General features: G+C 68.1%; 30 protein-coding genes. 23 read left to right on the plus strand and 7 right to left on the minus strand.

All coding sequences use genetic code 11. From position 1 onward, the window contains the following. The first annotated feature begins 142 nt into the window (after positions 1 to 142). The 4 genes from dnaX (at position 143) to IHE46_RS04450 (ending at position 3,168) form a co-directional block, all read left to right on the plus strand. On the plus strand, positions 143 to 1,801 hold the full coding sequence (gene dnaX / locus IHE46_RS04435) for a DNA polymerase III subunit gamma/tau (protein WP_192163416.1): 1,659 nt from the start codon (positions 143 to 145) through the stop codon (positions 1,799 to 1,801). A gap of 16 nt (positions 1,802 to 1,817) precedes the next feature. After that, positions 1,818 to 2,141: a YbaB/EbfC family nucleoid-associated protein gene (locus IHE46_RS04440; protein ID WP_192163417.1), complete on the plus strand. Its 324-nt coding sequence runs from the start codon at positions 1,818 to 1,820 to the stop codon at positions 2,139 to 2,141. Between the two features lie 7 nt (positions 2,142 to 2,148). Beyond that, entirely contained in the window at positions 2,149 to 2,745 is a 597-nt protein-coding gene (recR, locus tag IHE46_RS04445) for a recombination mediator RecR (RefSeq protein WP_192163418.1), read from the plus strand. A gap of 78 nt (positions 2,746 to 2,823) precedes the next feature. After that, complete coding sequence (locus tag IHE46_RS04450; RefSeq protein WP_192163419.1) at positions 2,824 to 3,168, plus strand: histidine triad nucleotide-binding protein; 345 nt, start codon at positions 2,824 to 2,826, stop codon at positions 3,166 to 3,168. Positions 3,169 to 3,242: 74 nt separating this feature from the next. Here IHE46_RS04450 and IHE46_RS04455 read toward each other — a convergent pair whose 3' ends face one another. The 7 genes from IHE46_RS04455 to IHE46_RS04485 all read right to left on the minus strand — a co-directional run bounded on the left by IHE46_RS04455 (position 3,243) and on the right by IHE46_RS04485 (position 10,027). Next, a complete protein-coding gene (locus IHE46_RS04455) occupies positions 3,243 to 3,830 on the minus strand; it encodes a Slp family lipoprotein (RefSeq protein ID WP_192163420.1) in 588 nt (195 codons plus the stop codon). Positions 3,831 to 3,877: 47 nt separating this feature from the next. Continuing rightward, positions 3,878 to 5,836 carry a DUF3488 and transglutaminase-like domain-containing protein gene (locus tag IHE46_RS04460; protein WP_192163421.1) on the minus strand — a complete coding sequence of 653 codons (1,959 nt, stop codon included), beginning with the start codon at positions 5,834 to 5,836 and terminating at the stop codon, positions 3,878 to 3,880. Beyond that, positions 5,833 to 6,780 (minus strand): DUF58 domain-containing protein, encoded by a 948-nt coding sequence (locus IHE46_RS04465; RefSeq protein WP_192163422.1) that lies wholly within the window; start codon positions 6,778 to 6,780, stop codon positions 5,833 to 5,835. Before IHE46_RS04465 ends, IHE46_RS04460 begins: the two co-directional genes overlap by 4 nt. Next, the gene (locus IHE46_RS04470) at positions 6,780 to 7,727 is read right to left on the minus strand and encodes a MoxR family ATPase (protein WP_192163423.1); all 948 of its coding nucleotides are present in this window, start codon (positions 7,725 to 7,727) and stop codon (positions 6,780 to 6,782) included. The genes IHE46_RS04465 and IHE46_RS04470 overlap by 1 nt, the downstream gene beginning before the upstream one ends. Further along, on the minus strand, positions 7,724 to 8,920 hold the full coding sequence (locus IHE46_RS04475; protein WP_192163424.1) for an RDD family protein: 1,197 nt from the start codon (positions 8,918 to 8,920) through the stop codon (positions 7,724 to 7,726). The genes IHE46_RS04470 and IHE46_RS04475 overlap by 4 nt, the downstream gene beginning before the upstream one ends. Positions 8,921 to 8,990: 70 nt before the next feature. Then, positions 8,991 to 9,581, minus strand: coding sequence for a Maf family nucleotide pyrophosphatase (locus tag IHE46_RS04480; protein WP_192163425.1), 591 nt, complete (start codon positions 9,579 to 9,581; stop codon positions 8,991 to 8,993). Beyond that, complete coding sequence (locus IHE46_RS04485; protein WP_192163426.1) at positions 9,581 to 10,027, minus strand: hypothetical protein; 447 nt, start codon at positions 10,025 to 10,027, stop codon at positions 9,581 to 9,583. Before IHE46_RS04485 ends, IHE46_RS04480 begins: the two co-directional genes overlap by 1 nt. Before the next feature lie 140 nt (positions 10,028 to 10,167). Between IHE46_RS04485 and IHE46_RS04490 the strand changes: the two genes are divergently transcribed. The 19 genes from IHE46_RS04490 to nuoE all read left to right on the plus strand — a co-directional run bounded on the left by IHE46_RS04490 (position 10,168) and on the right by nuoE (position 25,753). Next, positions 10,168 to 10,686, plus strand: coding sequence for a YceD family protein (locus IHE46_RS04490; RefSeq protein WP_192163427.1), 519 nt, complete (start codon positions 10,168 to 10,170; stop codon positions 10,684 to 10,686). A gap of 63 nt (positions 10,687 to 10,749) precedes the next feature. After that, positions 10,750 to 10,944, plus strand: a complete 195-nt coding sequence (gene rpmF / locus IHE46_RS04495) for a 50S ribosomal protein L32 (protein WP_192163428.1) — start codon at positions 10,750 to 10,752, stop codon at positions 10,942 to 10,944. Positions 10,945 to 11,104: 160 nt separating this feature from the next. After that, positions 11,105 to 12,079 (plus strand): beta-ketoacyl-ACP synthase III, encoded by a 975-nt coding sequence (locus IHE46_RS04500; RefSeq protein WP_192163429.1) that lies wholly within the window; start codon positions 11,105 to 11,107, stop codon positions 12,077 to 12,079. A gap of 126 nt (positions 12,080 to 12,205) precedes the next feature. Continuing rightward, complete coding sequence (gene fabD / locus IHE46_RS04505; RefSeq protein ID WP_192163430.1) at positions 12,206 to 13,147, plus strand: ACP S-malonyltransferase; 942 nt, start codon at positions 12,206 to 12,208, stop codon at positions 13,145 to 13,147. Between the two features lie 156 nt (positions 13,148 to 13,303). Continuing rightward, positions 13,304 to 14,047, plus strand: coding sequence for a 3-oxoacyl-ACP reductase FabG (fabG, locus tag IHE46_RS04510; protein WP_192163431.1), 744 nt, complete (start codon positions 13,304 to 13,306; stop codon positions 14,045 to 14,047). 227 nt (positions 14,048 to 14,274) lie between these two features. Next, a complete protein-coding gene (gene acpP / locus IHE46_RS04515; protein WP_007513179.1) occupies positions 14,275 to 14,514 on the plus strand; it encodes an acyl carrier protein in 240 nt (79 codons plus the stop codon). 189 nt (positions 14,515 to 14,703) lie between these two features. After that, positions 14,704 to 15,942 (plus strand): beta-ketoacyl-ACP synthase II, encoded by a 1,239-nt coding sequence (gene fabF, locus IHE46_RS04520; protein WP_192163432.1) that lies wholly within the window; start codon positions 14,704 to 14,706, stop codon positions 15,940 to 15,942. Between the two features lies 1 nt (position 15,943). Continuing rightward, positions 15,944 to 17,293, plus strand: coding sequence for an aminodeoxychorismate synthase component I (locus tag IHE46_RS04525; RefSeq protein ID WP_343229986.1), 1,350 nt, complete (start codon positions 15,944 to 15,946; stop codon positions 17,291 to 17,293). Next, entirely contained in the window at positions 17,290 to 18,105 is an 816-nt protein-coding gene (gene pabC, locus IHE46_RS04530; RefSeq protein WP_192163433.1) for an aminodeoxychorismate lyase, read from the plus strand. The genes IHE46_RS04525 and pabC overlap by 4 nt, the downstream gene beginning before the upstream one ends. After that, positions 18,102 to 19,145, plus strand: coding sequence for an endolytic transglycosylase MltG (gene mltG, locus IHE46_RS04535; protein WP_192163434.1), 1,044 nt, complete (start codon positions 18,102 to 18,104; stop codon positions 19,143 to 19,145). Before pabC ends, mltG begins: the two co-directional genes overlap by 4 nt. Further along, positions 19,138 to 19,773, plus strand: coding sequence for a dTMP kinase (tmk, locus tag IHE46_RS04540; RefSeq protein ID WP_192163435.1), 636 nt, complete (start codon positions 19,138 to 19,140; stop codon positions 19,771 to 19,773). Before mltG ends, tmk begins: the two co-directional genes overlap by 8 nt. Continuing rightward, on the plus strand, positions 19,770 to 20,705 hold the full coding sequence (gene holB, locus IHE46_RS04545) for a DNA polymerase III subunit delta' (RefSeq protein ID WP_192163436.1): 936 nt from the start codon (positions 19,770 to 19,772) through the stop codon (positions 20,703 to 20,705). Before tmk ends, holB begins: the two co-directional genes overlap by 4 nt. Continuing rightward, positions 20,696 to 21,640, plus strand: coding sequence for a PIG-L family deacetylase (locus tag IHE46_RS04550; RefSeq protein WP_192163437.1), 945 nt, complete (start codon positions 20,696 to 20,698; stop codon positions 21,638 to 21,640). Before holB ends, IHE46_RS04550 begins: the two co-directional genes overlap by 10 nt. A gap of 75 nt (positions 21,641 to 21,715) precedes the next feature. Continuing rightward, positions 21,716 to 22,069: a PilZ domain-containing protein gene (locus IHE46_RS04555; RefSeq protein WP_192163438.1), complete on the plus strand. Its 354-nt coding sequence runs from the start codon at positions 21,716 to 21,718 to the stop codon at positions 22,067 to 22,069. Between the two features lie 227 nt (positions 22,070 to 22,296). Beyond that, positions 22,297 to 22,653 (plus strand): NADH-quinone oxidoreductase subunit A, encoded by a 357-nt coding sequence (locus tag IHE46_RS04560; protein WP_192163439.1) that lies wholly within the window; start codon positions 22,297 to 22,299, stop codon positions 22,651 to 22,653. Next, entirely contained in the window at positions 22,644 to 23,201 is a 558-nt protein-coding gene (locus IHE46_RS04565) for an NADH-quinone oxidoreductase subunit B (RefSeq protein WP_192163440.1), read from the plus strand. Before IHE46_RS04560 ends, IHE46_RS04565 begins: the two co-directional genes overlap by 10 nt. 10 nt (positions 23,202 to 23,211) lie before the next feature. Further along, complete coding sequence (locus tag IHE46_RS04570) at positions 23,212 to 23,943, plus strand: NADH-quinone oxidoreductase subunit C (RefSeq protein ID WP_192163441.1); 732 nt, start codon at positions 23,212 to 23,214, stop codon at positions 23,941 to 23,943. A gap of 4 nt (positions 23,944 to 23,947) precedes the next feature. Beyond that, positions 23,948 to 25,204, plus strand: coding sequence for an NADH-quinone oxidoreductase subunit D (locus tag IHE46_RS04575; protein WP_192163442.1), 1,257 nt, complete (start codon positions 23,948 to 23,950; stop codon positions 25,202 to 25,204). A gap of 21 nt (positions 25,205 to 25,225) precedes the next feature. Beyond that, positions 25,226 to 25,753, plus strand: a complete 528-nt coding sequence (nuoE, locus tag IHE46_RS04580) for an NADH-quinone oxidoreductase subunit NuoE (protein ID WP_192163443.1) — start codon at positions 25,226 to 25,228, stop codon at positions 25,751 to 25,753. The last annotated feature ends 1 nt before the right edge of the window (position 25,754 follow it).

The following is a 25,754-nucleotide window of genomic DNA, read 5'->3' on the forward strand; positions in this document are numbered from 1 at the left end:
GAACCCGCATGGCACGTTCGCCCATTCTCCCCTCCGGGAGAACGGTTGGGATGAGGGGCCAATCTTGCGGCTGCTCCGGCAGCTTTACTGACTTGTCGCCCCTGCCTTGGCACAATCAACCTTCGCCCCAAGGTAGTCAGGCATGTCCTATCAAGTCCTCGCCCGCAAATGGCGCCCGCGCAAGTTCGCCGAACTGGTGGGGCAGGAGCACGTGGTGCGCGCGCTCACCAATGCGCTGGACACCGGGCGCATGCACCACGCCTACCTGTTCACCGGCACGCGCGGCGTGGGCAAGACCACCATCGCGCGCATCTTCGCCAAGTCGCTGAACTGCGAGCGCGGCGAATCGGCCGATCCCTGCGGCGAGTGCGCAGTCTGCACCGCGGTGGACGAAGGCCGCTTCGTGGACCTGCTGGAGATCGACGCGGCCAGCAACACCGGCGTGGACGACGTGCGCGAGGTGATCGAGAACGCGCAGTACGCACCGTCGCGCGGCCGCTTCAAGGTGTACCTGGTGGACGAGGTGCACATGCTCTCCAAGCCGGCGTTCAACGCGCTGCTGAAGACGCTGGAAGAGCCGCCGCCGCACGTGAAGTTCCTGCTGGCGACCACCGACCCGCAGAAGCTGCCGGTGACGGTGCTGTCGCGCTGCCTCAAGTTCAACCTCAAGCGCCTGCTGCCCGAACAGATCGCCGGCCAGATGCGGCACATCCTCGGCGCCGAGAACATCGCCTACGAGGATGCCGCGATCGAGGAGCTGGCGCGCGGCGCCGACGGCTCGCTGCGCGACGGCCTGTCGCTGCTGGACCAGGCCATCGCCTACGGCGGCGGCGCGCTGCATGCCGACGACGTGCGCACCATGCTGGGCAGCGTGGCCCGCGGCCAAGTGCTGGGCGTGCTCGATGCGCTGGCCGACGGCGACGGCACGCGCCTGCTCGCCGAGTGCGCGCAGATCGCCTCGTACTCGCCGGATTTCGGCGGCGTGCTGGATGACCTTGCCGGCGTGCTGCATCGCCTGCAGCTCATCCAGCTGATTCCCGGCTACCGGCTCGACGACGACTCCGACGGCGAAGCGCTGCATGCGCTGGCTGCACGCATCGCACCCGAGGACGTGCAGCTCTACTACCAGATCGCCATCGGCGGCCGCCGCGATCTCGCGCTGGCGCCCGATGCCCGCACCGGCTTCGAGATGGCACTGCTGCGCATGCTGGCGTTCCGCCCCGGCGACGGGACATCGCGCCCGGCCGCCGAGCGCGTGGCACCTGCTCCCCGGCCTGCGCCGCCGCCCGCGCACAGTGCGGCCCCAGCCGCCGCGCCGGCCCCGGCCTACCGGGCTGCCGCGCCTGTCGCCGCACCGGCACCCGCCGTGCGCGAGCCTGCCCCGGCCGTGCCGCCGCGGCGCGATGCCAACGGCCTGCCGAACTGGGAGAGCCTGATCGAGCAGGCCGGCCTGCGCGGTCCGTTCGGCGTGCTGGCGCAGAACGCCGTGCTGCGCGAACGCGACGGCAACACCTTGGTGCTGGCCTTGCAGCCGGCGCACATGGGCATGGCGGTGGAACCGATGCTCAGCCAGATGGAAGAACGCATCAGCGGCGCGCTGGGCGAACGCATCAAGCTGCGCTTCGTCGACATCGACAAGTCGGCGGCCGCCGCCACGCCGGCCGCACGCGCCACGCAGGCGCGCGACGCGGCGCAGGCGGCGGCGGAGCAATCCATTGCCGACGATCCCTTCGTGCAATCCATGAAACGCGACTTCGGCGCCCGCGTGGTGCCGCAGTCGGTGAAACCCTTTGGCAGTTGATGACGGAGTTAGCAGTATGAGAGGTCAGATCGGCCAGCTGATGCAGCAGGCCCAGCGCATGCAGGAAGACATGAAGCGCGCGCAGGAAGAGATCGCCAAGCTGGAAGTCACCGGCAGCGCCGGCGGCGGTCTGGTGAGCGTGACCATGAGCGGTGCGCACGAGGTGCGCAAGGTGGTGATCGATCGCCAGACCTTCGCCGACGATCCGGAGATGGCCGAGGACTTGGTCGCCGCCGCGATCAACGACGCCGTGAACAAGGTGGCCGAAGCCAGCCGCTCGAAGATGGGCAACGTCACCGCCGGCATGAACCTGCCGCCGGGTTTCAAGATGCCGTTCTGAGAGGGCGATGTCTTCCTCTCCCCTCCTGTCCAGCCTCATCGAGGCGCTGCGCTGCCTGCCCGGGGTAGGCGGCAAGAGCGCCCAGCGGATGGCTTTCCATTTGCTGGAGCGCGACCGTGAGCGCGGCCTGAAGCTGGCCGATGCGCTGCGCGAAGCGATGCAGCGCATCGGACATTGCACACGTTGCCGCAATTTCAGCGAGGAGCCGTTGTGCGCGATCTGCGCCAGCAGCAGCCGCGACCGCCAATTGCTTTGCGTGGTGGAGTCGCCGGTGGATCTGGCGGCTATCGAGCAGGCCACCGGCTATCGCGGGCATTACTTCGTATTGCACGGCCGGTTGTCTCCGCTGGATGGCCTGGGGCCGGAGGAGCTGGGCCTGGCGCAGCTCACGCAGCGCCTGGGCGAGGGCGACGTGGAAGAGCTCATCATCGCCACCAACCCCACCGTGGAAGGCGAGGCCACGGCGCACTATCTGGCGCAGCTGGCCCGTGCCGGCGGCGTGCGGCCCACGCGGCTGGCGCATGGCGTGCCCCTGGGCGGCGAGTTGGAATACGTGGACCGCGGCACGCTGGCGCATGCGTTCGGTGGCCGCCAGCTACTCTAAGCCTTGCGGTCGATCCATGATCGCGAAAATCAAGCGGGCGGTCCTCCCTGCCCGCATTCTTCAGATCAGGACAACGACATGGCTGACACCATTTTCGACAAGATCGTCCGGCGCGAAATCCCCGCGGACATCGTCTACGAGAACGATGAACTGCTGGCGTTCCGCGACCTGAATCCGCAGGCACCGGTGCACGTGCTTTTCATTCCGAAGAAGGCCATCCCCACCCTGGACGATGCCGCACCGGAAGATGCCGCGTTGCTGGGGCGTCTCCTGCTGGCCGTCGCCGACTATGCCCGGCGCGAGGGCTTCGCCGAGCAGGGCTATCGCGTGGTGAACAATTGCCGCGAATACGGCGGGCAGACCGTGTACCACCTGCACCTGCATGTGCTTGCCGGGCGCCGCATGGGCTGGCCGCCGGGCTGATCGCCGGCAATAACGGCGCGCACGAAAAAGCCGGCCCAGGTGGCCGGCTTTTTCGTGCGCATGCAGGTTACTTGTTACTTGCCGGGCGGCGGAGCAGGGCGCACCACGATCACGCGCGGACCGCCCCAGTAGCCGCCACCCCAGCCGCCCCATGGGCCATAACCCCAGGGGCCACCCCAGTACGGATCGTAGAAGCCGGGCGGATAAGGCGTACCCACGTACACCGGGCGCTTCGGCCACAGATAGACCACGTCGGCTTCCACGCGCGGGTAGGGATAGCTGTAGTCGCCCACCTTCTTGGTCACCGTGCCGTTGATGGTGCCGGTGACGGTCAGCTCGCGACCGCGGGTGAACACTTCGGGATCGTAGAAGCCGCTGTGGCAGGCCACGAAACGACCCTGGCTGTCGCTCGCGTTGCCCAGTTCGGGACGGGCCTGGCCATCCAGCGGACGGCCCAGGATGTAGAAGCAGGTTTCCTGCGGACCCGGCTCGGTCTTGATGATCTCGCCGCCCCAGCGCACGCGGGTGCCGCTGGCGCCGCCGGGCTGGACCGAGACGCTGGTGACGTTGGCGTAGTTGCCTTGGAGTGGTTGCGGCATGGTCGCGCAGCCGCCCAGCAGGGCGACGGCCGTGATTAGCGCGAGTGGACGGTACAGCGACATGGCGGTTTCTCCATCACGTGAATATGGGGGCACAACCCGGTTAACGCTTATTTGACCACGCGGCTGACAGGAAAATCCCGCACCCCGCGTTGCAGTGCCCGCAAGGATTCAGTCTTGGGTTCGTTATGGGCATAGCGCAGTTCGAGATAGTGATGCATCAGTTCCATCAACCTGCCGTGTTGTGCGGGCAGCGAACGGGCGGCGCGCTGCAGGAAATCGCGCGGACCTTCGCTTGTCCGTCGCGTTACGCCCATCCGCGCCAGCTTGCGTTCGAGCCGATGCAGCGCGGCGAGTGCGGCATCTTCCGGCTCGCGCTTCCGCCACACCCACGCCAGCCCGATCAGCATGGCCAGCACGCAGGATGCGGCGAGCAGCAACGCCAGCGTGGACGTCTCCACCTCGCTGATGCCGAATGGCTTCAACAGCCCGCGCTGGCGCAGCGCGTCGAAGCCATTAACGCCCAGGTTCCACCAGCGGTTGACGATGTCCCAGCGATTGCGCAGCGATTGCAGCCAGCCGTTTTCGTACCACGGTAGTTGGCCGGGCGTGGCCGCATCGGCACCCAAGCTGATGCGTTGCGGACGCACGGCAGCGGTGGGATCGACGCGCACCCAGCCGCGGCCGGCCAGCCACACCTCGCTCCATGCGTGCGCATCGGAATTGCGCACCAGCAGGTAGCTGCCCATCGCGTTCCAGTAGCCGCCCTGGTAGCCGGTGACGACGCGGGCAGGGATGCCGGCGGCGCGCATCAGCAGGGTGAAGGCCGACGCGTAGTGCTCGCAGAAGCCCTCGCGGGTGCCGAACAGGAAATCGTCCATCGCGTCGCGCCCCAGCGGCGCGGGCGCCAGCGTGTAGCGGAAGCCGCCGTCGTGGAACAGCGCCAATGCGGTCCGTACGATGGCGGCATTATCGTCGCCCTGTTGCCGCCGCCATGACCGGCCCAGCGCCAGTGTGCGCGGATCGAAGCCGTCCGGCAGTTGCAGCCAGCGCGCCTGGCCGCGGCCGGGTTGCGGCTCCAACAGGTAATGGGTGGCGGAGGTCAGCGAATAGTCGCGCAGGCTGTCCACCGGTTTGTCGGCGACGATCACGCGGTCGCGGAGCAGGCTGGCATCGGCCGGTGCAGCCAGCGGCATGTCCAGCGAGGGCAGTACACGCTGGTGGGTCGGCTCCAGGCTGACGCGATAGCGGACGGTGCCGGCGGCTTGCAGTGATGCGGGCGGCTGGCCGCCGATACCGCGATCTGCCGTCCAGCTGGTGCCGTCGTAGAAGCCCAAGACATAAGCGCGGAAGTAGCGCTGGCCGGATGGCGGCGGCGGTCCGTCGAAGCTCACGCGCAAGGCAGGGCTGTCGTCGAGCAGCACCTGGCTGAAGCCGGATGGCGTCATGCTGTCGGCCAGGCCGCTGCGCTGTTCGCTGCGGTTCGGCGATCCCCACAGCGGCGAGCTCAAGCGCGGCACCAGCAGGAAAGCCAGCATGGCCAGCGGCAGCGCAATGGCCAGCAGGGCGATGCCGGGCAGGAGTTCGCGCCACAGGGTGGCGGGCACGCGGCGTCCCGGTTCCAGCGAGCGCAGCGTGGCCAGCGGCGGCAGCAGGCCCAAGGCCACCGCGCCGGTGGCGGCGAGTCCCTGGTCGAACAGCAGCGCGGCCATCAGGGCGAAGCAGGCGAAGCCCATGCCCACGCGCGCATCGCGCACGGTTTCGGTTTCCAGCAGCTTCATCACCAGCAGGCCGATGGCCAGCGTGGTGCCGGGCTCCTGTCCGAACAGGTTGCCGTACTGTTCGACGACGGCCAGCACCAGCAGTGCCAGGAGCGGAAGTTTCAGCCATGCCGGCGCGTGCGCGCGGTGGTTGCGACGCTGCCACCAGCGCAGGCCGAGAATCAGCATCAGCGGCGCGCCGAGCCACCACGGCAGATGGGGCATGTGCAGCGCTATCACCACGGCGGTGGACAGCGCGGCGAGGTCGAAGCTGCGCCGGTCCAGCGGCGTGGTCGCAGCCGCGCTCATGGCAATACCGCCAACGCGCTCATGCAGCGCGCGTAGTGCGCCGGGCCGCTGCCGGTGTCGATGCGTTCGTCCGGCAGGTGCAGGCTGTAACGGCGGCCCTGCGCTTCGGCCTCGCCCAGCCATCGGGCCAGTCGGGCGATGCGCGTTTCGCGGTCGAGCGAGCGCAAGGCATGCCAATCCAGCAGCCAGGTTTCGCGCGGCTGCGGGCGATCGAAATCCTTCACCAGGAGATCGTGATGGCGGGCGCTGGCTTTCCATGCGATGTGGCGGGGCGCGTCGCCGCGGCGGTAGTCGCGCAACGCGGCCAGGTCCTCGCCCGCTTGCGGACGCAGGCGGCCGGGCGCGTCGGCCGGAAGAAGCGGCGGCGGTCCTGCCTGTTCCGGCCGCGGCCACACCAGCACGGATTGCTGCGGATGCAGCCAGCTCCAGGCGCGGAACAATCCCAGCGGCCAAGTGCTCCAGACGCGCAGCCGGGGCAGTTCCAGCCAGCCGCGCTGCGCCGTGGGCAGGCGCAGCTTCAATTCGGCCACGCCATCCACGGCAAATGCATGCGTTTCCCCGTCGCAGTCCAGCCGCACGGCTTCGCGCATGCGTGGCGCGGAGAAATCCAGCGCCAGTTCCAGCGGGTCGCCGGCGATCGCGTGGCCGGCGCGGATGCCGCGCAGGCGCAGGCCGTCCAGTGTGCGGAAGGCGAGCAGCATGCTGGATGCGCAAGCCGCGCCGAGCAGGCAGGTCAGCAGCAGCGCGGCATTGTTCGCGTAGTTCAGCGCGCCCACCATCATGACCAGCAGCAGCACGCTGAAGGCCATCCCGAACGCGCTGGGGACGATGTAGATGCGGCGCCGGTCCAGTTCGATCGGCAGCGGCTCGGGCTTGCGCAGGCGGGTGAGTGCGGGCAGGCGGCGTTCGGCCCGTTGCGCGAGCCTGCGTAATGCGGCGCGCATCAGTCCACCGCCACCTCGGCGAGCAACTGGCGCGCCAGGGCGTCGCCGCTGGCGCCGCGCGCCGCTACCAGTCGGTGCGCGGCCAGCGGCACGAACAGCGCCTGCACGTCTTCCGGCAAGACATAGGCGCGCTTGTGCAGCAGCGCCCATGTGCGCGCGACGGCGAGCAGCGAAAGGCCGGCGCGTGGCGACAGGCCCGTGCGGATGTCGGAATGGCGTCGGCTGGCGGCGAGCAAAGCCTGCAGGTAATCGAGCAGGGCAGGGCTGGCGGTGATCGCCTGCGCCTGCCGGCGCAGCGCGAGCAGGGCGGTGCCATCCAGCGAAGGCATCAGCGTGGCCAGCAGGTCATGGCGGTCGGTGCCGGTCAGCAGTTCGCGTTCGGCGGAGGAGTCGGGATAACCCAGCGACAGACGCAACATGAAGCGGTCGAGCTGCGAGTCGGGCAACGGGAACGTACCGGCCAGATCCAGCGGGTTCTGCGTGGCGACCACGAAGAACGGCTGCGGCAGTGCGTGCGTCTGGCCGTCCACGGTGACCTGGCCTTCGGCCATCGCCTCAAGCAACGCGCTTTGCGTTTTCGGCGTGGCGCGGTTGATCTCGTCGGCCAGCAGCAGCCCGCCGAAGATCGGGCCGGGATGGAAACGGAACTGGCCGCTTTCGCGCTCGTACACGCTGACGCCGAGGATGTCCGAGGGGAGCAGGTCGCTGGTGAACTGCACGCGCTGGAATTCCAGCGCGAAGCTGGCGGCCAGCGCGTGCGCCAGCGTGGTCTTGCCCACGCCGGGGACGTCTTCCAGCAGCAGGTGGCCGCCGGCAATCAGGCAGGCCAGCGCCAGTTTCACCTGCCGCGCCTTGCCCAGCACGACGCGGTTGAGTTGCGCTTCGGCGGCGGCGAGTCGTTGGCGCAGCTCGTCGGCGGCAGGCTGGGTCGGCAAGGGCTGGCTCATCGCTGGCTTGGCTCGCGGCAATTCATCGGCAGGGAGCGGTCGGCCACTTCCGAGCTGCAGCGCCAGGTCGGAGCGACGCCGCTGTCCTTGTCCATCGTCAGCCAGATCCGCTTGCCGTCGAGCATGGACTGGTTCGGTGCGTGCAAGGTGAGCTCCAGTGCACAGCTGCCGCCGTCCTTCATGCTGCCGACCGTGATGGATTGCAACTGCTTGCTGGCATAGCTGTCGGCGTCGCGGATGCCGGCTTCGCCGTTGACCGGGCACTTCCCGCTGGTTTGCCATGCCTCGACGACTTGCGCTTTCAGCGGTTCGGCCTGTGCGATGGCGTTGACGACCTCCGCGCGTTGCAGATAGTTCTGATAGGAAGGAATCGCGATGGCTGCGAGTATCGCGATCACCGGCACGATCAGGAACACGCCGACCACCAGCAGGATGAGGCAGCCGGACGACTGCCGGTTCTGCCGCTCCGGGTGGTCGGTAAAGGCCCAGCGATCCGTCACCAGCGTGCTCGCCACCATGTCGTGCAGGGCTTGCTTGCGTTCGGTGAAAGCGGCCATCAGGAAGCCGATGTCCAGCGTGAGATGGGACAGCGCCGCGGCGAACCAGCGGCCGATGGCGTGCTTCCAGCTGATCCTCCGGCCTTCCAGGTCGGTGACCTTGATGCCCAGCGCGCGCTTGCCCAGCGTGGCCTGGTGCACCGAGCTTTCCTGCAGCGAGTAGTAAAGCAGGGCCACACCGAAGCCGATCGGATAGACCAGCAGGATCCACAAGGCATGGGACGGATCGGGATTGCCCGCATGCGCCAGCGACGACAGGCCAACCATCAGCGCGAGCACGAAGATCAGCACGAAATTGATCACGCCGAGGATCAGCCCGTCCAGCAGGTAGGCGGCTGCACGGCGCACAAAGCCGGCGTAGACCACATCCGCGGACGCCGCCGCGAACGGAGCCGGCGTGCTGAAGCGCGGCGGCGGAACTGCGGGTGGCGGCGGCGGTGGCGCGGTGGGCTGGCCTAGGCCCAGTTCATCGGCCAGCGAGGACAGCGGCTGCCATTGCGCCAGTCCTTCGCGCCAGACCAGCGTATCGGGCGACAGCCGCTCGCGCCCGATGATATGCAGGAACTCTTCGCGCGACACCGGGCCCTGCTGCTGTCCGTTGCGGTCCGCGTAATACCAGGTCGTTTCCGTGCTCATGATGCTCCCCCTTGAAGTCCATGCCGGCAGATTAGCGGCAGCCCGCGCGGGCTGTCACCGGCATCGGGGGTTACGGCACGGCCACGCCTGCCGAGCGCAGCATCCTGGCCAGTGCGATCAAGGGCAGGCCGATCAGGGCGCTGGGATCTTCGCTGGCGATGCGCTCGAACAGGCTGATGCCCAGCCCCTCGCACTTGAAGCTGCCGGCGCAATCCAGCGGTTGTTCGCGTGCCACGTAACGCTCGATTTCCGCCGCACTCAGTGCGCGGAAGTGCACATCGGTGCGATCGACGTGCAGTTGCTGGCGGCCGTCGCGCGTGTCGAGCAGGCACAGCGCGGTGCGGAAATGCACCACGCGGCCGGAACTGGCGGCGAGCTGCGCGCGGGCGTTGGCAGCGTTGCCGGGTTTGTCCAGGGTTTCGCCATCCAGCTCGGCGACCTGGTCGGAGCCGATCACCAGCGCTCCGGCGAGGCCATCGGCCACGGCCGTTGCCTTGGCGATCGCGAGCCGCGCCGCACGCGCGTCGGGCGCTTCGCCGGGCAGGGCGGTTTCGTCCGTGCCGGGTGCGCGCTGCGCGAATTCCGGCAGCAGGCGGCGCAGCAGCTCGGCCCGATAACGCGAGGTGGAAGCGAGGACGATGCGGGGCGTGCCGGTGTCCATCAGGTGTCGCGGTGGATGTGTTCGCGCATGGCGCTGTCCAGGTCGCGCTGAGCGGCGTTCAGGGCCTGCAGCAGCGGCTGCAGGCGGTCGCGGCTGGCGCGCATGGCGGCGGCGGTTTCGTCCAATTCATGCTGGCTGGCGCGGGCCGCGTGGTCGCGGATCCAGATGCGCTGGCGCAGCAGGGCCTGCAGGCCGGCGTCGACCGCGTGGCGGGCGTCCTGCTCGCCGGCGGCGGGCAGGTCGGGGTTGGTCGTCATGACCGCGTGCGCCTGCTGCAGGCCGGCGCGGCAGCTTTTCAGGTCGTTCTCCAGCCGGTCGGCGAGGTCGAGCAGCTGCTGCAGGCCGGCGGTGCGCCGGTTCTGCCAGCGGCGCGAGGTCAGCGCCCAGACCGATGCGACGACCAGGATCAGCAAGGCGACCACACCGAGCGTCAGGGGAAGGTTCACGCGGCAGCGCTCGGCGGGAGTGGGATGGGCATGCAGTCTGCCGCAAGCGGGCCATATCAGGCAAAATGCGCGAAAGGGATGACGCAAGCGCTTGATTGTCGGTTGACTTCAGCCGACCGTGAACTTACCATTCGCCGATTATGTCCGTGACGTTGCCAGAGTCCGTGGACGCATGGCGCATGGTCTCGGCGCGGCGTTCGTTCGAGGGATCGATGCCTGTTGCCGCGTTCGGGCGCCTGTGTGGCGCGCTGGCCGACAACGAAGGCGAGGTGCGTTACCGGCTGGATTTCGGCCGCGACGAGCTGGGCACGGACTATGTGGATGTCCATGCGCAGGCGCCGCTGACGATGGTCTGCCAGCGCACGCTTGAGCCGTTCGTGCTGCCGGTGACGGTGGACAGCCGGCTCGGCCTGATCCGGCAGGAGCGCGACGAGGCGGGTCTGCCGCCGGGTTGTGAGCCGCTGCTGGTGGCCGAAGACGGTCGCCTGAATCCGGCGGATGTAGTAGAGGACGAGTTGTTGCTGGCCTTGCCGCTGGTGCCGGTGAACCCGGACAGCAGCCTGCCCGACGCGCTGGTGGATCGCGGCGAGTCGGAACAGGACGAGGTGCAGTTGCAAGAGAACAATCCGTTCGCGGTGTTGCGCGAGCTGAAAAAGTAAACCGGTCGGGGCATGCAGCCCCGATCATGCGAATAACGAAACAGGTTCAGTTGGAGAACTACCATGGCCGTTGCCAAGAGCCGCCGTACCCCGTCCACCCGCGGCATGCGTCGCGCGCACGACAAGCTGAAGACCGTGCAGCTGTCCACCGACCCGACCAGCGGCGAGGTGCACCTGCGCCACCACGTCACCGCCGACGGTTTCTACCGCGGCAAGAAGGTCGTCGAGACCAAGGGTGCCGTGTCGGTCGAAGACTGATCGCGCCAGCGGTTCCTTCGCGGAATCCGCCTGAAGCATCGAACGAAACGGCGCGGCGACGCGCCGTTTCGCGTTGCAGGGTTTCGAGTGGATGTCCTGACGGTTGCGCATGCGCCGCGCAGGGCGTTCAATTCATGGTTTGCGTCCCACGGAAAACGGAATGGCCCCGATCTACTCCCGCATCATCGCCACCGGCAGCGCCCTGCCTGAGCGCGCCGTCAGCAACGCCGATCTGGAGAAGATCGTCGACACCAGCGACGAATGGATTCGCAGCCGCACCGGCATCCGCCAGCGCCACATCGCCGCCGACGGCGAGACCACGGGCGATCTGGCTTTCCTCGCCGCGCAGCGTGCGCTGGAAACGGCCGGCGTGAAGGCCGCCGAGATCGACCTGATCGTGGTGGGCACCACTACGCCCGACATCATCTTTCCGTCCACCGCCTGTCTAGTGCAGCAGCGCCTCGGCGCGAACGGCTGCGCGGCGTTCGACGTCAACGCCGCCTGCTCTGGCTTCATGTACGCGCTGGGTATCGCGGACAAGTTCATCAAGAGCGGCCAGACGAAGAAGGCGCTGGTGATCGGCGCCGAGACGCTGACCCGCATGATCGACTGGAACGAGCGCGAGACCTGCGTGCTGTTCGGCGACGGCGCCGGCGCGGTGGTGCTCGAAGCCTCCAGCGAACCCGGCATCTACGCCACCTGCATGCATGCCGATGGCGGCTACAAGGAACTGCTGTGGAATCCGGTCGGCGTGTCCGTCGGTTTCAAGGACGAGCCGAACCACGGCGTGCGCATCAAGATGGCTGGTCGCGAAGTGTTCAAGGTCGCGGTGAAGACGCTGGATTCGCTGGTCGGCGAGACGCTGGAAGCCGCCGGCATGCACGAGGCCGACATCGACTGGCTGATCCCGCACCAGGCCAACCTGCGCATCATCGAAGCCACCGCGAAGCGGCTGGAGATGCCGATGGACCGCGTGATCGTCACCGTCGACCAGCACGCCAACACCTCGTCCGGTTCGGTGCCGCTGGCGCTGGATTACGCCGTGCGTTCGGGCAAGGTGCAGCGCGGGCAGAACCTGCTGCTGGAAGCCTTCGGCGGCGGCTTCACCTGGGCTTCGGCGCTGCTGCGCTACTGATACCGGCGCTTTGCCATTTCACCGATGCCGCCCGCGAGGCGGCATCGGCCTTTCTGCGGTCGATACCGCTGCGCATGCCGGCCGATGCTGGCACCATGGCGGTTTCATTCGAGGGATGCCTTGTCCATGAACGCTGCAACGCTTGCTTTCGTCTTCCCCGGCCAGGGCTCGCAATCGGTCGGCATGCTGGCCGAACTGGCCGCAGCGCATGACGAAGTGAAGGCGGCCTTCGACGAGGCCTCGCAAGGCGCAGCCACGGACCTGTGGGCGCTCAGCCAGCAGGGCCCGGAAGGCCAGCTCAACCGCACCGAGAACACACAGCCCGCGCTGCTCGCCGCCAGCGTGGCAGTGTGGCGCGTGTGGCGGAAGCTCGGCGGCGCGCAGCCGGCGCAGCTGTCCGGCCATAGCCTCGGCGAATACAGCGCGCTGGTCTGCGCGGGCGCCTTGTCGCTGCACGACGCGGCGGCGCTGGTGGCCGAACGCGGCCGCCTGATGCAGGCAGCGGTGCCGGCCGGCACGGGCGCGATGGCGGCCATTCTCGGCGGCGACGACGTGCAGATCGCACAGGTGTGCGAAGAGGTGGCGCAAGGCCAGGTGGTGGCGCCAGCCAACTACAACTCGCCGGGCCAGCTGGTGATCGCGGGCAATGCCGAAGCGGTGGATCGCGCATTGGCGCGGCTCGCCGAGCTGGGCGTGAAGAAGGCGGTGAAGCTGGCCGTGTCGGTACCCTCGCACTGCATGCTGATGCGCGACGCGGCCGACCGGCTGGGCGAGCGCATGGCCGCAATTGCGTGGCAGCTGCCGGCGATCCCGGTAGTGCAGAACGCGGAAGCGAAGCGCTACGACACCATCGACGACATCCGCGGCGCGCTGCAGCGCCAGCTTTACCTGCCGGTACGCTGGACCGGATGCGTGCAGGCGCTGGCCGCCGGCGGCGCCACGCGCATCGCCGAATGCGGTCCGGGCAAGGTGCTGGCCGGCCTGGTCAAGCGCATCGACAAGGGTATCGAGGCACGTGCCATCGGTGCGCCGACCGACCTCGAAGCTGCCCTCACCGAGTGGTGCTGACAGCGCGGGTTTTATTGAAGAGTGCAGCCATGGATGGCTGCTTTTTGACTCTCGCGCTCATGGATGAGCGCACCGGCAAACATGCAGCCAGGACGGTTACTTCCTGATTCCCGCGGTCTTGCAAGACCGCACCAACCGACATCACGAGAACACGACATGACCTCATCACTGCAAGGCGAAATCGCGCTGGTCACCGGCGCCAGCCGCGGCATCGGCGCGGCGATCGCGGACGAGCTGGCGGCCATGGGCGCCACCGTGATCGGCACGGCCACCAGCGAAGGCGGCGCGGCCGCCATCGGCGAGCGGCTGGCCGCGCGCGGCGGCCATGGCCGTGTGCTGGACGTGGCCGACACCGCCGCGGTGGAAGCGCTGATCGACGGCATCGGCAAGGAATTCGGCGCCGTGAGCATCCTGGTCAACAACGCGGGCATCACCCGCGACCAGCTGCTCATGCGCATGCCCGAGGCGGACTGGCAGGCCATCCTCGACACCAACCTCAGCTCGGTGTTCCGCACCAGCAAGGCGGTGATGCGCGGCATGATGAAGGCGCGCAAGGGCCGCATCATCTCGATCGCCTCGGTGATCGGGCTCACCGGCAACCCCGGCCAGTCCAACTACGCGGCGGCCAAGGCCGGCATCATCGCGTTCTCCAAGTCGCTGGCGCGCGAGATCGGTTCGCGCGGCATCACCGTGAACGTGGTGGCGCCGGGCTTCATCGACACCGACATGACGCGCGCGCTGCCGGAATCGGCGAAGGAAGGCCTGCTGAACCAGATCGCGCTGGGCCGGCTGGGCGAGGCCAGCGACATCGCCAAGGCGGTGGGCTTCCTGGCGTCGCCCGCCGCGGCCTACATCACCGGCGAAACGCTGCACGTCAACGGTGGCATGTACATGCCCTGAGCACCCCGCGCGGCAGTTTCAAACGGTGCCGATTCCATACGGCAACGCATGCCAAAACTGTCGCTTCAGACCAAGTTTTCGGCGACAATCGCGTTTTCGCATCGGCCGCGAGGCCGGCATCGCAACATCGGCGGGATGCATGGCGGCCTCGCGGCTTAGCCACTACAATCCGCCGGTCTTTGCCGGCCGCAAGCCGGCGCACAACATATTCCCCGTGGGAGATTGCAATGAGCACCATCGAAGAGCGCGTCAAGAAGATCGTCGTCGAGCAGCTGGGCGTGAAGGAAGATGAAGTCACGGCGAACGCTTCGTTCGTGGACGATCTGGGCGCCGATTCGCTCGACACCGTCGAGCTGGTGATGGCGCTGGAAGAAGAGTTCGAAACCGAGATTCCGGACGAAGACGCCGAGAAGATCACCACCGTGCAGCAGGCCGTGGATTACATCAAGGCCCACTCCAAGGATTGATCGAGCGATGCAGGCGGGCGCAATGCGCCATTGCTTCGCAAGCGGTACCGGAAGCTGCGCCGACACGGCGCAGTTTTCGTTTCTGCAATCCGTAACGTCCGATCCCGTATGGTGCGCCATCGCCACGGGCATTCGCGAACGAAGGGCGGCGGCCACGGGCCGGCTCCCCGCAACACGAAGGAAAAGAGCATGAGCAAGCGACGCGTGGTAGTGACCGGCATGGGCATCATCTCGCCGGTCGGCAACGACCTGTCCACGGCATGGGACAACATCCTCAAGGGCGCCAGCGGCATCGGTCCGGTGACCCATTTCGATGCGACCACCTATGCCACGCGCATCGCCGGCCAGGTGAAGGATTTCGATCCGGCGCAGTGGATCGCGCCGAAAGAGATCAAGAAGATGGATCCCTTCATCCACTACGGCATCGCCGCGGGCACGCAGGCGCTGAAGGATTCCGGGCTGGAAGTGACGGAAGCCAACGCGCCGCGCATCGGCGTGGCGGTGGCGGCCGGCATCGGCGGCCTGCACACCATCGAGCACACCTCGATCGAGCTGCACGAGAAGGGGCCGCGCCGCGTGTCGCCGTTCTTCGTGCCCTCGTCGATCATCAACATGGTGTCCGGGCACCTGTCGATCATGTACGGCCTGAAGGGTCCGAACATCGCCTGCGTCACCGCCTGCACCACCGGCACGCACAACATCGGCCTGGCCGCGCGCATGATCCAGTACGGCGATGCCGACGTGATGATTGCCGGCGGCGCCGAGTTCGCCACCACCGGCACCGCGATGGCGGGCTTCTGCTCGGCCAAGGCCATGTCCACCCGCAACGACGAGCCGACCAAGGCCAGCCGTCCGTGGGACAAGGACCGCGACGGCTTCGTGTTGTCCGACGGCGCCGGCGTGCTGGTGCTGGAGGAATACGAACACGCCAAGGCCCGCGGCGCGAAGATCTACGCCGAGCTCGTGGGCTTCGGCATGAGCGGCGACGCGTTCCACATCACCGCCCCCAGCGAGGGCGGCGAGGGTGCGGCGCGCAGCATGGAATCCGCGCTGAAGGACGCCGGCCTCAATACGACCGACGTGCAGTACGTCAACGCGCACGGCACCTCGACGCCGCTGGGCGACCTGGGCGAAGTGCTGGCCGCCAAGCGCGTGTTCGGCGACTACGCCTACAAGCTCGCCATGAGCTCGACCAAATCGGCGACCGGCCATCTGCTGGGTGCCGCCGGCGGCGTGGAGGCGATCTTCACCATCCTCGCGCTGCGCGACCAGGTGCTGCCGCCCACCATCAACCTCGACGAGCCGAGCGAAGGCTGCGACCTCGACTTCGTGCCGCACACCGCGCGCGAAACGAAGCTGGACGTGGCGATCTCCAACTCCTTCGGCTTCGGCGGCACCAACGGCACGCTGGCGTTCCGTCGCATCTGACGTGACGCATCGTCGCACTTTGCACGGCCGGCGCGACCTGCTCGCGCCGGCCGCTGCATTTCCGCAGCGCTATCCCTGCCTGCTCGAAAGCGTGCTGCACGGCACGCCGCAGGCGCGCTACGACATCCTGTTCGCGTTTCCGCAGGGCAGCTTTACGCTGGCTGCCGACGGCGTCGTGCGCGATGCTTCCGGCGGTGCGGTGGGCGCGCGCTTCCTCGACGCACTGGATGCCGCCTGGCAGGCCGGGCGCCTGCCGCGCGAAGAGGATGGCCTGCCGTTCCACGGCGGCTGGGCGCTGCTGCTCGGCTACGAGCTGGCCGGCGAGATCGAGCCGAAACTGCGCCTGCGCACCGACGCCGTGCTGCCGGTGGCGCTGGCCTTGCGCTGCCCAGCCGCCGTCATCGTCGACCATGCGCGTGGTTGCACCGTGCTGGTGGCCGAGGCCGGCAGCGAGCACCTGCTCGATGCGCTGGAGGCCGATCTGGCAACGGCGCCCGCGACATCCGCGCCGCTGTTGCCTTCGCCGGCGCGACTGGCCGAGGACAAGCCAGAGCTTTTCCTCGACGGCGTGGCGCGCATCCATGAGCACCTTTCCGCTGGCGACATCTTCCAGGTGAACCTGTCGCGTGCATGGCGGGCGCATTACGCCGAGCCGCCGACGCCGGCGGCGCTGCATCTGGCTTTGCGCCGCGCCAACCCCGCGCCGTTCGCGGGCCTGCTGCAGCAGCCGGGCTGGGCGATCGCCAGCTCCTCGCCCGAGCGGCTGGTGGAAGTGCGCAACGGCATCGCGCAGACGCGCCCCATCGCCGGTACCCGCCCGCGCACGGCCGGCGACGACGACGCGGCGCGCATCCGCGAACTCGCCGCGCATCCCAAGGAGCGCGCCGAGCACGTGATGCTGATCGACCTCGAGCGCAACGATCTCGGCCGCGTCTGCGTGCCCGGCACGGTCGAGGTGGACGAACTGATGACGGTGGAGAGCTACGCCCACGTGCACCACATCGTCTCCAACGTGCGCGGACGCCTGCGCGCAGGCGTGACGCCGGGTCAGGCGATCGCCGCGGTGTTCCCCGGCGGCACCATCACCGGCTGCCCCAAGGTGCGCTGCATGGAGATCATCTCCGCGCTGGAGGATGCGCCGCGCGGCGCCTACACCGGCGCATTGGGCTATCTCGACCGCAATGGCGATCTCGACCTCAACATCCTGATCCGCACGCTGACCCTGGCTGGCGATACGGTGAGCCTGCGCGCCGGCGCCGGCATCGTGGCCGACTCGGTGGCGGAAAAGGAACTCGACGAAACCCGCGCCAAGGCCCGCGGCCTGTTGCGCGCGCTGGGCGCAGACGCATGATGCTGGTCGATGGCCAGCCGCAGGGCAGGGTCGACGCGCTGGACCGCGGCCTGCTCTATGGCGACGGACTGTTCGAGACCATCCGCTTCGTCGACGGCATGGCGCCGCTGTGGCCACGCCACATGCAGCGGCTGGCGGAGAGTTGCGAACGGCTGCGCCTTCCAGCGCCTGACGCCGGATTGTTGTGGCGCGAGGCGCAGTCGACGGTGCAGGGCCTGGCGGATGCCGTGCTGCGCATCACGCTCACGCGCGGTGTCGGCGCGCGCGGCTACGCGATGCCCGGGGCACCGCATGTCACCCGCATCGTGGCCGCGTTTGCCATGCCGGAGGTGGCGACGGCAGCGTACCGCGACGGTGTGCGCCTGCACCTGTGCGAAACGCGTCTCGCCGAGCAGCCCCTGCTTGCCGGCATCAAACACCTCAACCGGCTGGAGCAGGTGCTGGCGCGCGCCGAGTGGAACGATCCGGCGATCGCCGAGGGGGTGGTGTGCGACCTGCACGGCCACGCGATCTCGGCCACCGCTGCCAATCTGTTCGCAGTGATCGATGGCGTGCCCGTGACGCCGCGCGTGAATCGCTGCGGCGTGGCCGGCGTGCTGCGCGCCGAACTGCTGGCCGTCATGCCGCAGGCGCAAGTGCGCGATCTGCTGCTGACCGAGTGCCTGGCGGCCGGCGAACTCTTCCTAAGCTCCAGCGTTCGCGGCATCCTGCCCGTTCAGGCCGTGGGCGATAGGGTGTTTACTCCCGGCCCGGTGGCTCGCGCGATGCAGGTGCATTGGCGTGGGCTTGGCTTCACTAGGGAACAGGCATGACTGGCAAGACCTCACGCGGACGCGTTTTCTGGCGCAATACGATCCTGGTGCTGCTGCTGGCGCTGATGGGCGCTGCAGTGTGGGGCTGGCTCGATTTCAGCCGCTTCGGCGATGCGCCGTTGCGCGTCCAGGCGCAGGGCGAAAGCATCGACATCGGCCGCGGCAGCAGCTTCAAGGAAATCGTCAAGCAGTTGCGCGAGCAGCATCTCAGCAGCGCCTCGCCGCTCTACTGGCGCCTGCTGGCGGTGCAGATGCACGCCGCGGGCAAGCTGCATGCGGGCGAGTACGCCACGCCTGTCGGCATCACGCCGCGCCAACTGCTCGGCAACATGGTCGCGGGCAAGGTGCTGCAGCGCAATTTCACCATCGTCGACGGCTGGACTTTCCGCGACGTGCGGGCGGCCCTGGCCAAGGCGGAGAAGCTCAGGCACGACACCGTCGGCCTCGACGATGCCGCGATCATGCAGAAGATCGGCGCGACGGGCGAACAGCCGGAAGGGCGCTTCCTGCCGGAAAGCTACGCCTACGTGAAGGGCGACAGCGATCTCGACATCCTCAAGCGTGCTCACGCGGCGATGGCGAAGACGCTGGGCGAGCTGTGGCCGGGGCGCGACAAGGATCTGCCGCTGGCCACGCCGTACGACGCGCTGATCCTCGCCTCCATCGTGGAGAAGGAAACCGGCCGCGCCGACGAGCGCGCGAAGATCGCCGGCGTGTTCGTGCGCCGCCTGCAGAACCACATGCTGCTGCAGACCGACCCCACCGTGATCTACGGCATGGGCGACAGCTACCAGGGCAAGATCCACAAGGTCGATCTCACGACCGATACGCCCTACAACACCTATACCAGGCCGGGCCTGCCGCCCACGCCCATTGCCATGCCGGGCAAACCGGCGATCATGGCGGCGCTGCATCCGGAACCCGGCACTGCGCTGTATTTCGTGGCGCGCGGCGACGGGACGCACATCTTTGCCGACACTCTCGATCAGCAGAACCACAACGTGGCCTGCTACCAGCTGAAGCATTGCAGCAATGACTGAGCGCGGCCGATTCATCACGCTGGAAGGCGGCGAAGGCGCGGGCAAGAGCACCTTGCTGGCGGGCCTGCGCGCGCACCTGGAAAGCCGCGGCGTCGATCTGCTGCTGGCGCGCGAACCCGGCGGAACCGCGTTGGGCGAGTTGGTGCGCAGCATCCTGCTCGATCCGTCGCAGCGCGCGATGTGCGCGGAGAGCGAGCTGCTGCTGATGTTCGCCTCGCGCGCGCAGTTGGTGCGCGAAACGCTGGCGCCTGCGCTGGCGGCAGGCCGCTGGGTGCTGTGCGACCGCTACGTGGACGCCAGCTACGCCTACCAGGGCGGTGGCCGTGGCCAGCCGGTCGAGCGCATCGCCGCGCTGGAGCAGTGGGCCTGCGCCGGGCTGAAATCCGACCTCACCCTGCTGCTCGATCTGCCGGTGGCGGACGGTCGCGCCCGGGCCGCCGGCCGCGGCGAGGCGGATCGCATCGAGGTCGAGGCCGACGGCTTCTTCGAGCGCGTGCGCGCCGCGTATCGCGCGCGCGCCGCGGCCGAGCCGCAGCGCTTCCGCGTGATCGACGCCGGCCAGCCGCCCGAAGCGGTGCTGCGCGATGCCGTGGCCGCCACCGCACATCTGTTCGGAGCGAAGGCATGAGCGCGATGCCATGGCATGCGGCGGACTGGGCGCGCCTGCAGGCGCGCCGCGAACGCGATGCCTTGCCGCATGCCCTGCTGCTGTGCGGCCCTGCCGGATTGGGCAAGCGGGTATTCGCGCAGCGCTTCGTGCGCGGCCTCTTGTGCGGACACGCACGGGACGGCGAAGCCTGCGGGCAATGCCGCAGCTGTCTGCTGCTGGATGCGGGTACGCATCCCGACGTGGTGACGTTGAGCTTCGGCCTGCGCAAGGACGGCACACCGCGCACCGAGATCGTGGTGGAGCAGGTCCGCGACCTGTCCGCGCGGCTGGCGATGAGCAGCCAGTTCGGCGGCTGGCAGGTGGCGCTGATCGATCCGGCCGATGCGATGAACGCGGCGGCGGCCAATGCGCTGCTGAAGACGCTGGAAGAACCGGCCGCGCGCACCATGCTGATTCTTCTGGCCGACGCGCCGTGGCGCTTGCCGCAGACGATACGCAGCCGCTGCCAGCGCATCGAATTCAACGTGCCGGCGCCCGAAGAGGCGCAGGCGTGGCTGCAGGGGCAGGGTGTGGCGCAGGCGCAGAAGGCGCTGGAAGCAGCGCTGGGCAACCCGGGCCTGGCCTTGGCCTGGGCACAGGAAGGCGCGCTGGACCGTCGTACCGAAGTGCGTCGCGACCTTGCCGCACTGGCCGCCGGCCGCGGCCAGGTCACCGAGATGGCGCGGCGCTGGCTGGACGACGAAGCCGCGCAGCGCCTGTGGTTCGCCGCGCAGGCCGTGATCGACGAACGGCGTGCGCAGGCTTCGCAGAGCACGCCGCCGCTTGCCAGTGCGATGGACGGCGAAGCCCTGGCGCATTGGTACGACGCCGCCAACCGCACCCGCGATGCCTTGCGCGGCCCCTTGCGCGGCGACCTGCTGCTGCTGGAGTTGCTGGCGCAATGGCGTTGAATGCGCCGGGCGAGTTCTTCGCTGTCACGGCACAGACCCGCCTGCTGGTGGTGGCACCGCATCCCGACGACGAGACGCTCGCCAACGGCCTGCTGATACAGCGCGTGCATGCGGCCGGCGGTACGGTGCGCGTGCTGCTGCTCACCGACGGCGACAACAATCCGTGGCCGCAACGCTGGCTGGAGCGGCGCTGGTCCATCGGTGCCGCCGAGCGTGCGCGCTGGGGGCATCGCCGCCGCGCCGAATGCGGAGAGGCGCTGCGGCAATTGGGCGTGCCGCCCTCGGCGCTGCAGCCGCTGGGTTGGCCCGACATGGGCCTGCTCGGTTGCCTGCTGCAGCCGGAGGGTAGGCCTTTGGCCACGCTGACGACCGTGCTGGACGATTTCGCGCCCAACCTGGTTGCCATGCCCGCGCTGGCGGACCGTCATCCCGATCATGGAGCGGCTCACGTACTGGCGCGCATGGCCGCGGCGAGGTCGGGTTGTCCGGCGACCCTGCTCGGCTATCTGATCCATGGCCAGGAAGGCGGTCTGCCCGTATTCGAATCCACCGGCACCCCGGCGTGGCAGGCCGCCAAGCAGAAGGCGCTGGCGGCGTACGGTACCCAACTGGCCTTGAGCGGCGGCCGGCTGCGCCAATGGGCGGAGCGCCCCGAGCGCCATATGCGGATCGAACCGCCGCCGCCCGGCGCGGCGCGGACCTTGCCATGGCGGCCTTCGTCCCTGCTGTGGCCGCGCCTGCGGCTGACCGCTGCCAGCACGGGCGGCGAAGCGCGGCAATGGCCCTGGCTCGCCGCACCCCTGCGGCAGGACGGGCAGGGCGGTTGGCAGTTGGACTGGCCGGCAGCGCGGACGGAGGGCTCCTGCTTCGTGCGCCTTTCGCTGGCGCTGCCGTCGCCATGGATCTTCGACCATTGGGGCTGGTGTGAACTGTGAAGCTTTGCGCGGGGCGCGGCCCTCGCTAGCATGGGTACCATCGCATCGGCAGCCGAGAGCCGTCCAGGAGTCCGCATGAATCCCGTCGCCGCCCGCCAGGGCATCATCTCGCTGAAGATCAAGGACGCCGCCTCGTTGTACAACGCCTATATGCCGTTCCTGCGCAACGGCGGCCTGTTTGCGCCCACCGCCCAGTCGTATTCGCTGGGCGACGAGGTGGTGCTGCTGGTGAGCCTGGCCGAAGAGAGCGAACGCCTGTCGGTGGTGGGCAAGGTGGCGTGGATCTGCCCGACCGGTGCGCAGGGCAACCACACCGCGGGCGTCGGCATTCACTTCAACGACACGCCGGATGCCGAGGTGGCGCGCCAGCGCATCGAGAACATGCTCGCCGGCGTGCTCAATTCCGAGCGTCCCACGAACACCATGTGACGCCTCCGCAGGCGTCGCGGGGTGCGGAATTTTCGTGCATCCGACGAACGTCAAGCTGTTGTGGTGTCGGCATGCGCTGATACAATGCGTCGGTTCACGACTTGGATCGTGGAGAGTCGGGCGCCCGCGGTTGTCACCGAATGGGAGCGTGGTTGCCCGAAACGCATTGCCGGACCGTCTCCCCGCGGTCGCTGATGCGCCCCGATGGCGCGGAGGTAGGTTGCATCGTGATTGCCGAATATTGGCCTGTACTGCTTTTCATCGCCGTGGCCGCCGGCCTGGGCATCGTCCTGCTCGTGATCGGCATGCTGGCCGGCAAGCACCGGCCCAGCGCGGAAAAACTTTCGCCCTATGAGTGCGGCTTCGAGGCCTTCGAGGATGCACGCGCGCGTTTCGACGTGCGCTATTACCTGCTGGCCATCCTTTTCATCATCTTCGATCTGGAAATCGCTTTCCTGTTTCCCTGGGCGGTGGTGTTCAAGCAGATCGGCATCGTGGCGCTGATCGAGATGGCGCTGTTCCTGCTGCTGCTGGTGATCGGTTTCGCCTACGTCTGGAAGAAGGGAGCACTGGAATGGGAGTGATCTCCGCCATCGACAAGGTGATGCACAACCCGCAGCCGTTGAACGTGGTTGATGACATCCTGCGCCCGGCCGGCGACAACCCCGTGATGCAGCGCGGCTTCGCCACCACCAGCGTCGACGCGCTGATGAACTGGGCGCGCACCGGCTCCATGTGGCCGATGACCTTCGGCCTGGCCTGCTGCGCGGTGGAGATGATGCACGCCGGTGCGGCGCGCCTCGATCTCGACCGCTACGGCGTGGTGTTCCGCCCGTCGCCGCGCCAGTCCGACGTGATGATCGTGGCCGGCACCCTGGTCAACAAGATGGCCCCCGCGCTGCGCAAGGTCTACGACCAGATGCCCGAGCCGAAGTGGGTGATCTCGATGGGCAGCTGCGCCAACGGCGGCGGCTACTACCACTATTCCTATTCCGTGGTGCGCGGCTGCGACCGCATCGTGCCGGTGGACATCTACGTGCCGGGCTGCCCGCCCACGGCCGAAGCGCTGATCCACGGCATCCTGCAGTTGCAGAAGAAGATCCGCCGTACCAGCACCATTGCCCGCGGCTGAAGGCAGAGCCATGACCGATACGCAAAAGACCTCGCTGGCCGAGCGCCTTGCCGCACGGTTCGGCGACACGCTGAAGATCAGCGTCGTGCGCAACGAGACCACCGCCGAACTGGCGGCCGCCGACCTGCTCGCCGTGGCCACCGCGCTGCGCGACGAACCGGGCTTCCGCTTCAGCGAGCTGGTCGACCTGTGCGGCGTCGACTACCTCGGCTACGGCCAGACCGAGTGGGACACCACCGACGTCACCAGCACCGGCTTCTCGCGTGGCGTGGAAGGCGATGCGATGGGCCGTTTCGACTGGGCCGACCGTCCGCGCGACGTGAACCGCCCGCGCCGTTTCGCCTCGGTGATGCACCTGCTCTCCATCGAGCACAACCAGCGCCTGCGCCTACGCGTGTTCTGCGAAGACGACAGCCTGCCGCTGGTGCCGTCCGTCTGCGGTATCTGGCCTGGCGTGAACTGGTTCGAGCGCGAGTCGTTCGACCTCTACGGCATCATCTACGACGGCCACCCCGACCTGCGCCGCATCCTCACCGACTACGGTTTCGTGGGGCATCCGTTCCGCAAGGACTTCCCGCTGATCGGCAACGTCGAAGTGCGCTACGACCCCGAGCAGAAGCGGGTGGTGTACGAACCCGTGACGTCGGTGGTGCCGCGCGTGCTGGTGCCGCGCGTGATCCGCGACGACGCCGACCTCATGCAGGCCAAGGCCGAAGCCGCCGACGATTGGCGCAGGAACTGATTCGATGGCCCAGGAAATCCGCAACTACACGATGAACTTCGGCCCGCAGCATCCCGCTGCGCACGGCGTGCTGCGCCTGGTGCTGGAGATGGACGGCGAAACCATCGTCCGCGCCGACCCGCACGTGGGTCTGCTCCACCGCGGCACAGAGAAGCTGGCCGAGTCCAAGCCGTTCAACCAGTCGATCGGCTACATGGACCGTCTCGACTACGTGTCGATGATGTGCAACGAGCACGCCTACGTGCGCGCCATCGAGAACCTGCTGGGGATCGAGGCGCCGGAGCGTGCGCAGTACATCCGCACCATGTTCGACGAGATCACCCGCATCCTGAACCACCTGATGTGGGTGGGCTCGAACGCGCTCGACCTCGGCGCGATGGCGGTATTCCTCTACGCGTTCCGCGAGCGCGAGGAACTGATGGACGTCTACGAGGCGGTGTCGGGCGCGCGCATGCACGCCACGTACTACCGTCCGGGCGGCGTCTACCGCGACCTGCCGGACCACATGTCGCAGTACCGCGAATCGCCGTGGCACAAGGGCAAGGACCTCAAGCGCCTCAACAGCTGGCGCGAAGGCTCCATGCTGGACTACCTCGACGCCTTCACCGACGACTTCCCGAAGAAGGTCGACGAGTACGAGGAACTGCTCACCGGCAACCGCATCTGGAAGCAGCGCACGGTCGGCATCGGCGTGGTCTCGCCGGAACAGGCGCAGGCCTGGGGCATGACCGGCGCGATGCTGCGCGGCTCGGGCATCGCCTGGGATCTGCGCAAGAAGCAGCCGTACGCGAAGTACGCCGAGATGGACTTCGACATCCCGGTGGGCGTCCAGGGCGACTGCTACGACCGCTATCTGGTGCGCGTCGAGGAGATGCGTCAGTCCAACCGCATCATCAAGCAGTGCGTGAAATGGCTGAAGGCCAACCCGGGCCCGGTGATGGTGGAGAACTACAAGGTCGCTCCGCCGAAGCGCGCGGAGATGAAGGAGAGCATGGAAGCGCTCATCCATCACTTCAAGCTGTTCACCGAAGGCTACGGCGTGCCGGCCGGCGAGACGTACGCGGCGGTGGAAGCGCCCAAGGGCGAGTTCGGCTGCTACCTCGTTTCCGACGGCGCCAACAAGCCGTTCCGCGTGCATCTGCGCGCGCCTGGCTTCGCCCATCTGTCATCGATCGACTCCATCGTGCGCGGCCACCTGCTGGCCGACGTGGTGGCGATGATCGGCACCTACGACCTCGTGTTCGGCGAAGTGGATCGCTGAGCCGGCACGACGGAGATACGCATGAAAGCCACCGGACATTACGACCAGGTCAAGAACGTCGATCCGCTCGCCGTGCTCAACGAGCACACGCGCCACCACATCGACCACTGGCTGACCAAGTTCCCGCCGGATCGCCGGCGCTCGGCGCTGATCCAGGCGCTGTTCGCCGCGCAGGAACAGAACCAGGGCTTCCTCACCGACGAGCTGATCGCCGCGGTGGCGAAGTACCTCGACCTGCCTGCGGTGTGGGCCTACGAAGTGGCCAGCTTCTACTCGATGCTGGAGACCAAGCCGGTGGGCCGCCACAACGTGGCGATCTGCACCAACATCTCGTGCTGGCTCAACGGCGGCATGGACCTGGTGAAGCATTGCGAGCAGAAGCTCGGCATCAAGCTGGGCGAGAGCACCGCGGACGGCCGCATCTACCTCAAGCGCGAGGAAGAGTGCATCGCCGCCTGCGTGTACGCGCCGGCGATGACCGTGAACGGCCATTACCACGAGCGGATCACCATCGAGAAGCTCGACCAGATTCTGGACGGGTTGGAGTAAG

Origin of the sequence: Rhodanobacter sp. DHG33 (assembly GCF_014843005.1) — a bacterium.
Lineage (GTDB): Bacteria > Pseudomonadota > Gammaproteobacteria > Xanthomonadales > Rhodanobacteraceae > Rhodanobacter_A.

Bases quoted from the DNA above. Each gene is read 5' to 3' on its own strand.
- IHE46_RS04490 (WP_192163427.1), top strand. From the start codon at position 10,168: ATGTCCGTGACGTTGCCAGAGTCCGTGGACGCATGGCGCATGGTCTCG.
- IHE46_RS04565 (WP_192163440.1), top strand. From the start codon at position 22,644: ATGGGAGTGATCTCCGCCATCGACAAGGTGATGCACAACCCGCAGCCG.
- fabG (WP_192163431.1), top strand. From the start codon at position 13,304: ATGACCTCATCACTGCAAGGCGAAATCGCGCTGGTCACCGGCGCCAGC.
- rpmF (WP_192163428.1), top strand. From the start codon at position 10,750: ATGGCCGTTGCCAAGAGCCGCCGTACCCCGTCCACCCGCGGCATGCGT.
- acpP (WP_007513179.1), top strand. From the start codon at position 14,275: ATGAGCACCATCGAAGAGCGCGTCAAGAAGATCGTCGTCGAGCAGCTG.
- IHE46_RS04460 (WP_192163421.1), bottom strand. From the start codon at position 5,836: ATGAGCGCGGCTGCGACCACGCCGCTGGACCGGCGCAGCTTCGACCTC.
- IHE46_RS04575 (WP_192163442.1), top strand. From the start codon at position 23,948: ATGGCCCAGGAAATCCGCAACTACACGATGAACTTCGGCCCGCAGCAT.
- IHE46_RS04470 (WP_192163423.1), bottom strand. From the start codon at position 7,727: ATGAGCCAGCCCTTGCCGACCCAGCCTGCCGCCGACGAGCTGCGCCAA.
- IHE46_RS04465 (WP_192163422.1), bottom strand. From the start codon at position 6,780: ATGCGCGCCGCATTACGCAGGCTCGCGCAACGGGCCGAACGCCGCCTG.
- tmk (WP_192163435.1), top strand. From the start codon at position 19,138: ATGACTGAGCGCGGCCGATTCATCACGCTGGAAGGCGGCGAAGGCGCG.
- fabD (WP_192163430.1), top strand. From the start codon at position 12,206: ATGAACGCTGCAACGCTTGCTTTCGTCTTCCCCGGCCAGGGCTCGCAA.
- IHE46_RS04550 (WP_192163437.1), top strand. From the start codon at position 20,696: ATGGCGTTGAATGCGCCGGGCGAGTTCTTCGCTGTCACGGCACAGACC.
- holB (WP_192163436.1), top strand. From the start codon at position 19,770: ATGAGCGCGATGCCATGGCATGCGGCGGACTGGGCGCGCCTGCAGGCG.
- IHE46_RS04440 (WP_192163417.1), top strand. From the start codon at position 1,818: ATGAGAGGTCAGATCGGCCAGCTGATGCAGCAGGCCCAGCGCATGCAG.
- recR (WP_192163418.1), top strand. From the start codon at position 2,149: ATGTCTTCCTCTCCCCTCCTGTCCAGCCTCATCGAGGCGCTGCGCTGC.
- IHE46_RS04475 (WP_192163424.1), bottom strand. From the start codon at position 8,920: ATGAGCACGGAAACGACCTGGTATTACGCGGACCGCAACGGACAGCAG.
- IHE46_RS04500 (WP_192163429.1), top strand. From the start codon at position 11,105: ATGGCCCCGATCTACTCCCGCATCATCGCCACCGGCAGCGCCCTGCCT.
- fabF (WP_192163432.1), top strand. From the start codon at position 14,704: ATGAGCAAGCGACGCGTGGTAGTGACCGGCATGGGCATCATCTCGCCG.
- nuoE (WP_192163443.1), top strand. From the start codon at position 25,226: ATGAAAGCCACCGGACATTACGACCAGGTCAAGAACGTCGATCCGCTC.
- IHE46_RS04570 (WP_192163441.1), top strand. From the start codon at position 23,212: ATGACCGATACGCAAAAGACCTCGCTGGCCGAGCGCCTTGCCGCACGG.
- IHE46_RS04450 (WP_192163419.1), top strand. From the start codon at position 2,824: ATGGCTGACACCATTTTCGACAAGATCGTCCGGCGCGAAATCCCCGCG.
- dnaX (WP_192163416.1), top strand. From the start codon at position 143: ATGTCCTATCAAGTCCTCGCCCGCAAATGGCGCCCGCGCAAGTTCGCC.
- IHE46_RS04455 (WP_192163420.1), bottom strand. From the start codon at position 3,830: ATGTCGCTGTACCGTCCACTCGCGCTAATCACGGCCGTCGCCCTGCTG.
- IHE46_RS04480 (WP_192163425.1), bottom strand. From the start codon at position 9,581: ATGGACACCGGCACGCCCCGCATCGTCCTCGCTTCCACCTCGCGTTAT.
- IHE46_RS04555 (WP_192163438.1), top strand. From the start codon at position 21,716: ATGAATCCCGTCGCCGCCCGCCAGGGCATCATCTCGCTGAAGATCAAG.
- pabC (WP_192163433.1), top strand. From the start codon at position 17,290: ATGATGCTGGTCGATGGCCAGCCGCAGGGCAGGGTCGACGCGCTGGAC.
- mltG (WP_192163434.1), top strand. From the start codon at position 18,102: ATGACTGGCAAGACCTCACGCGGACGCGTTTTCTGGCGCAATACGATC.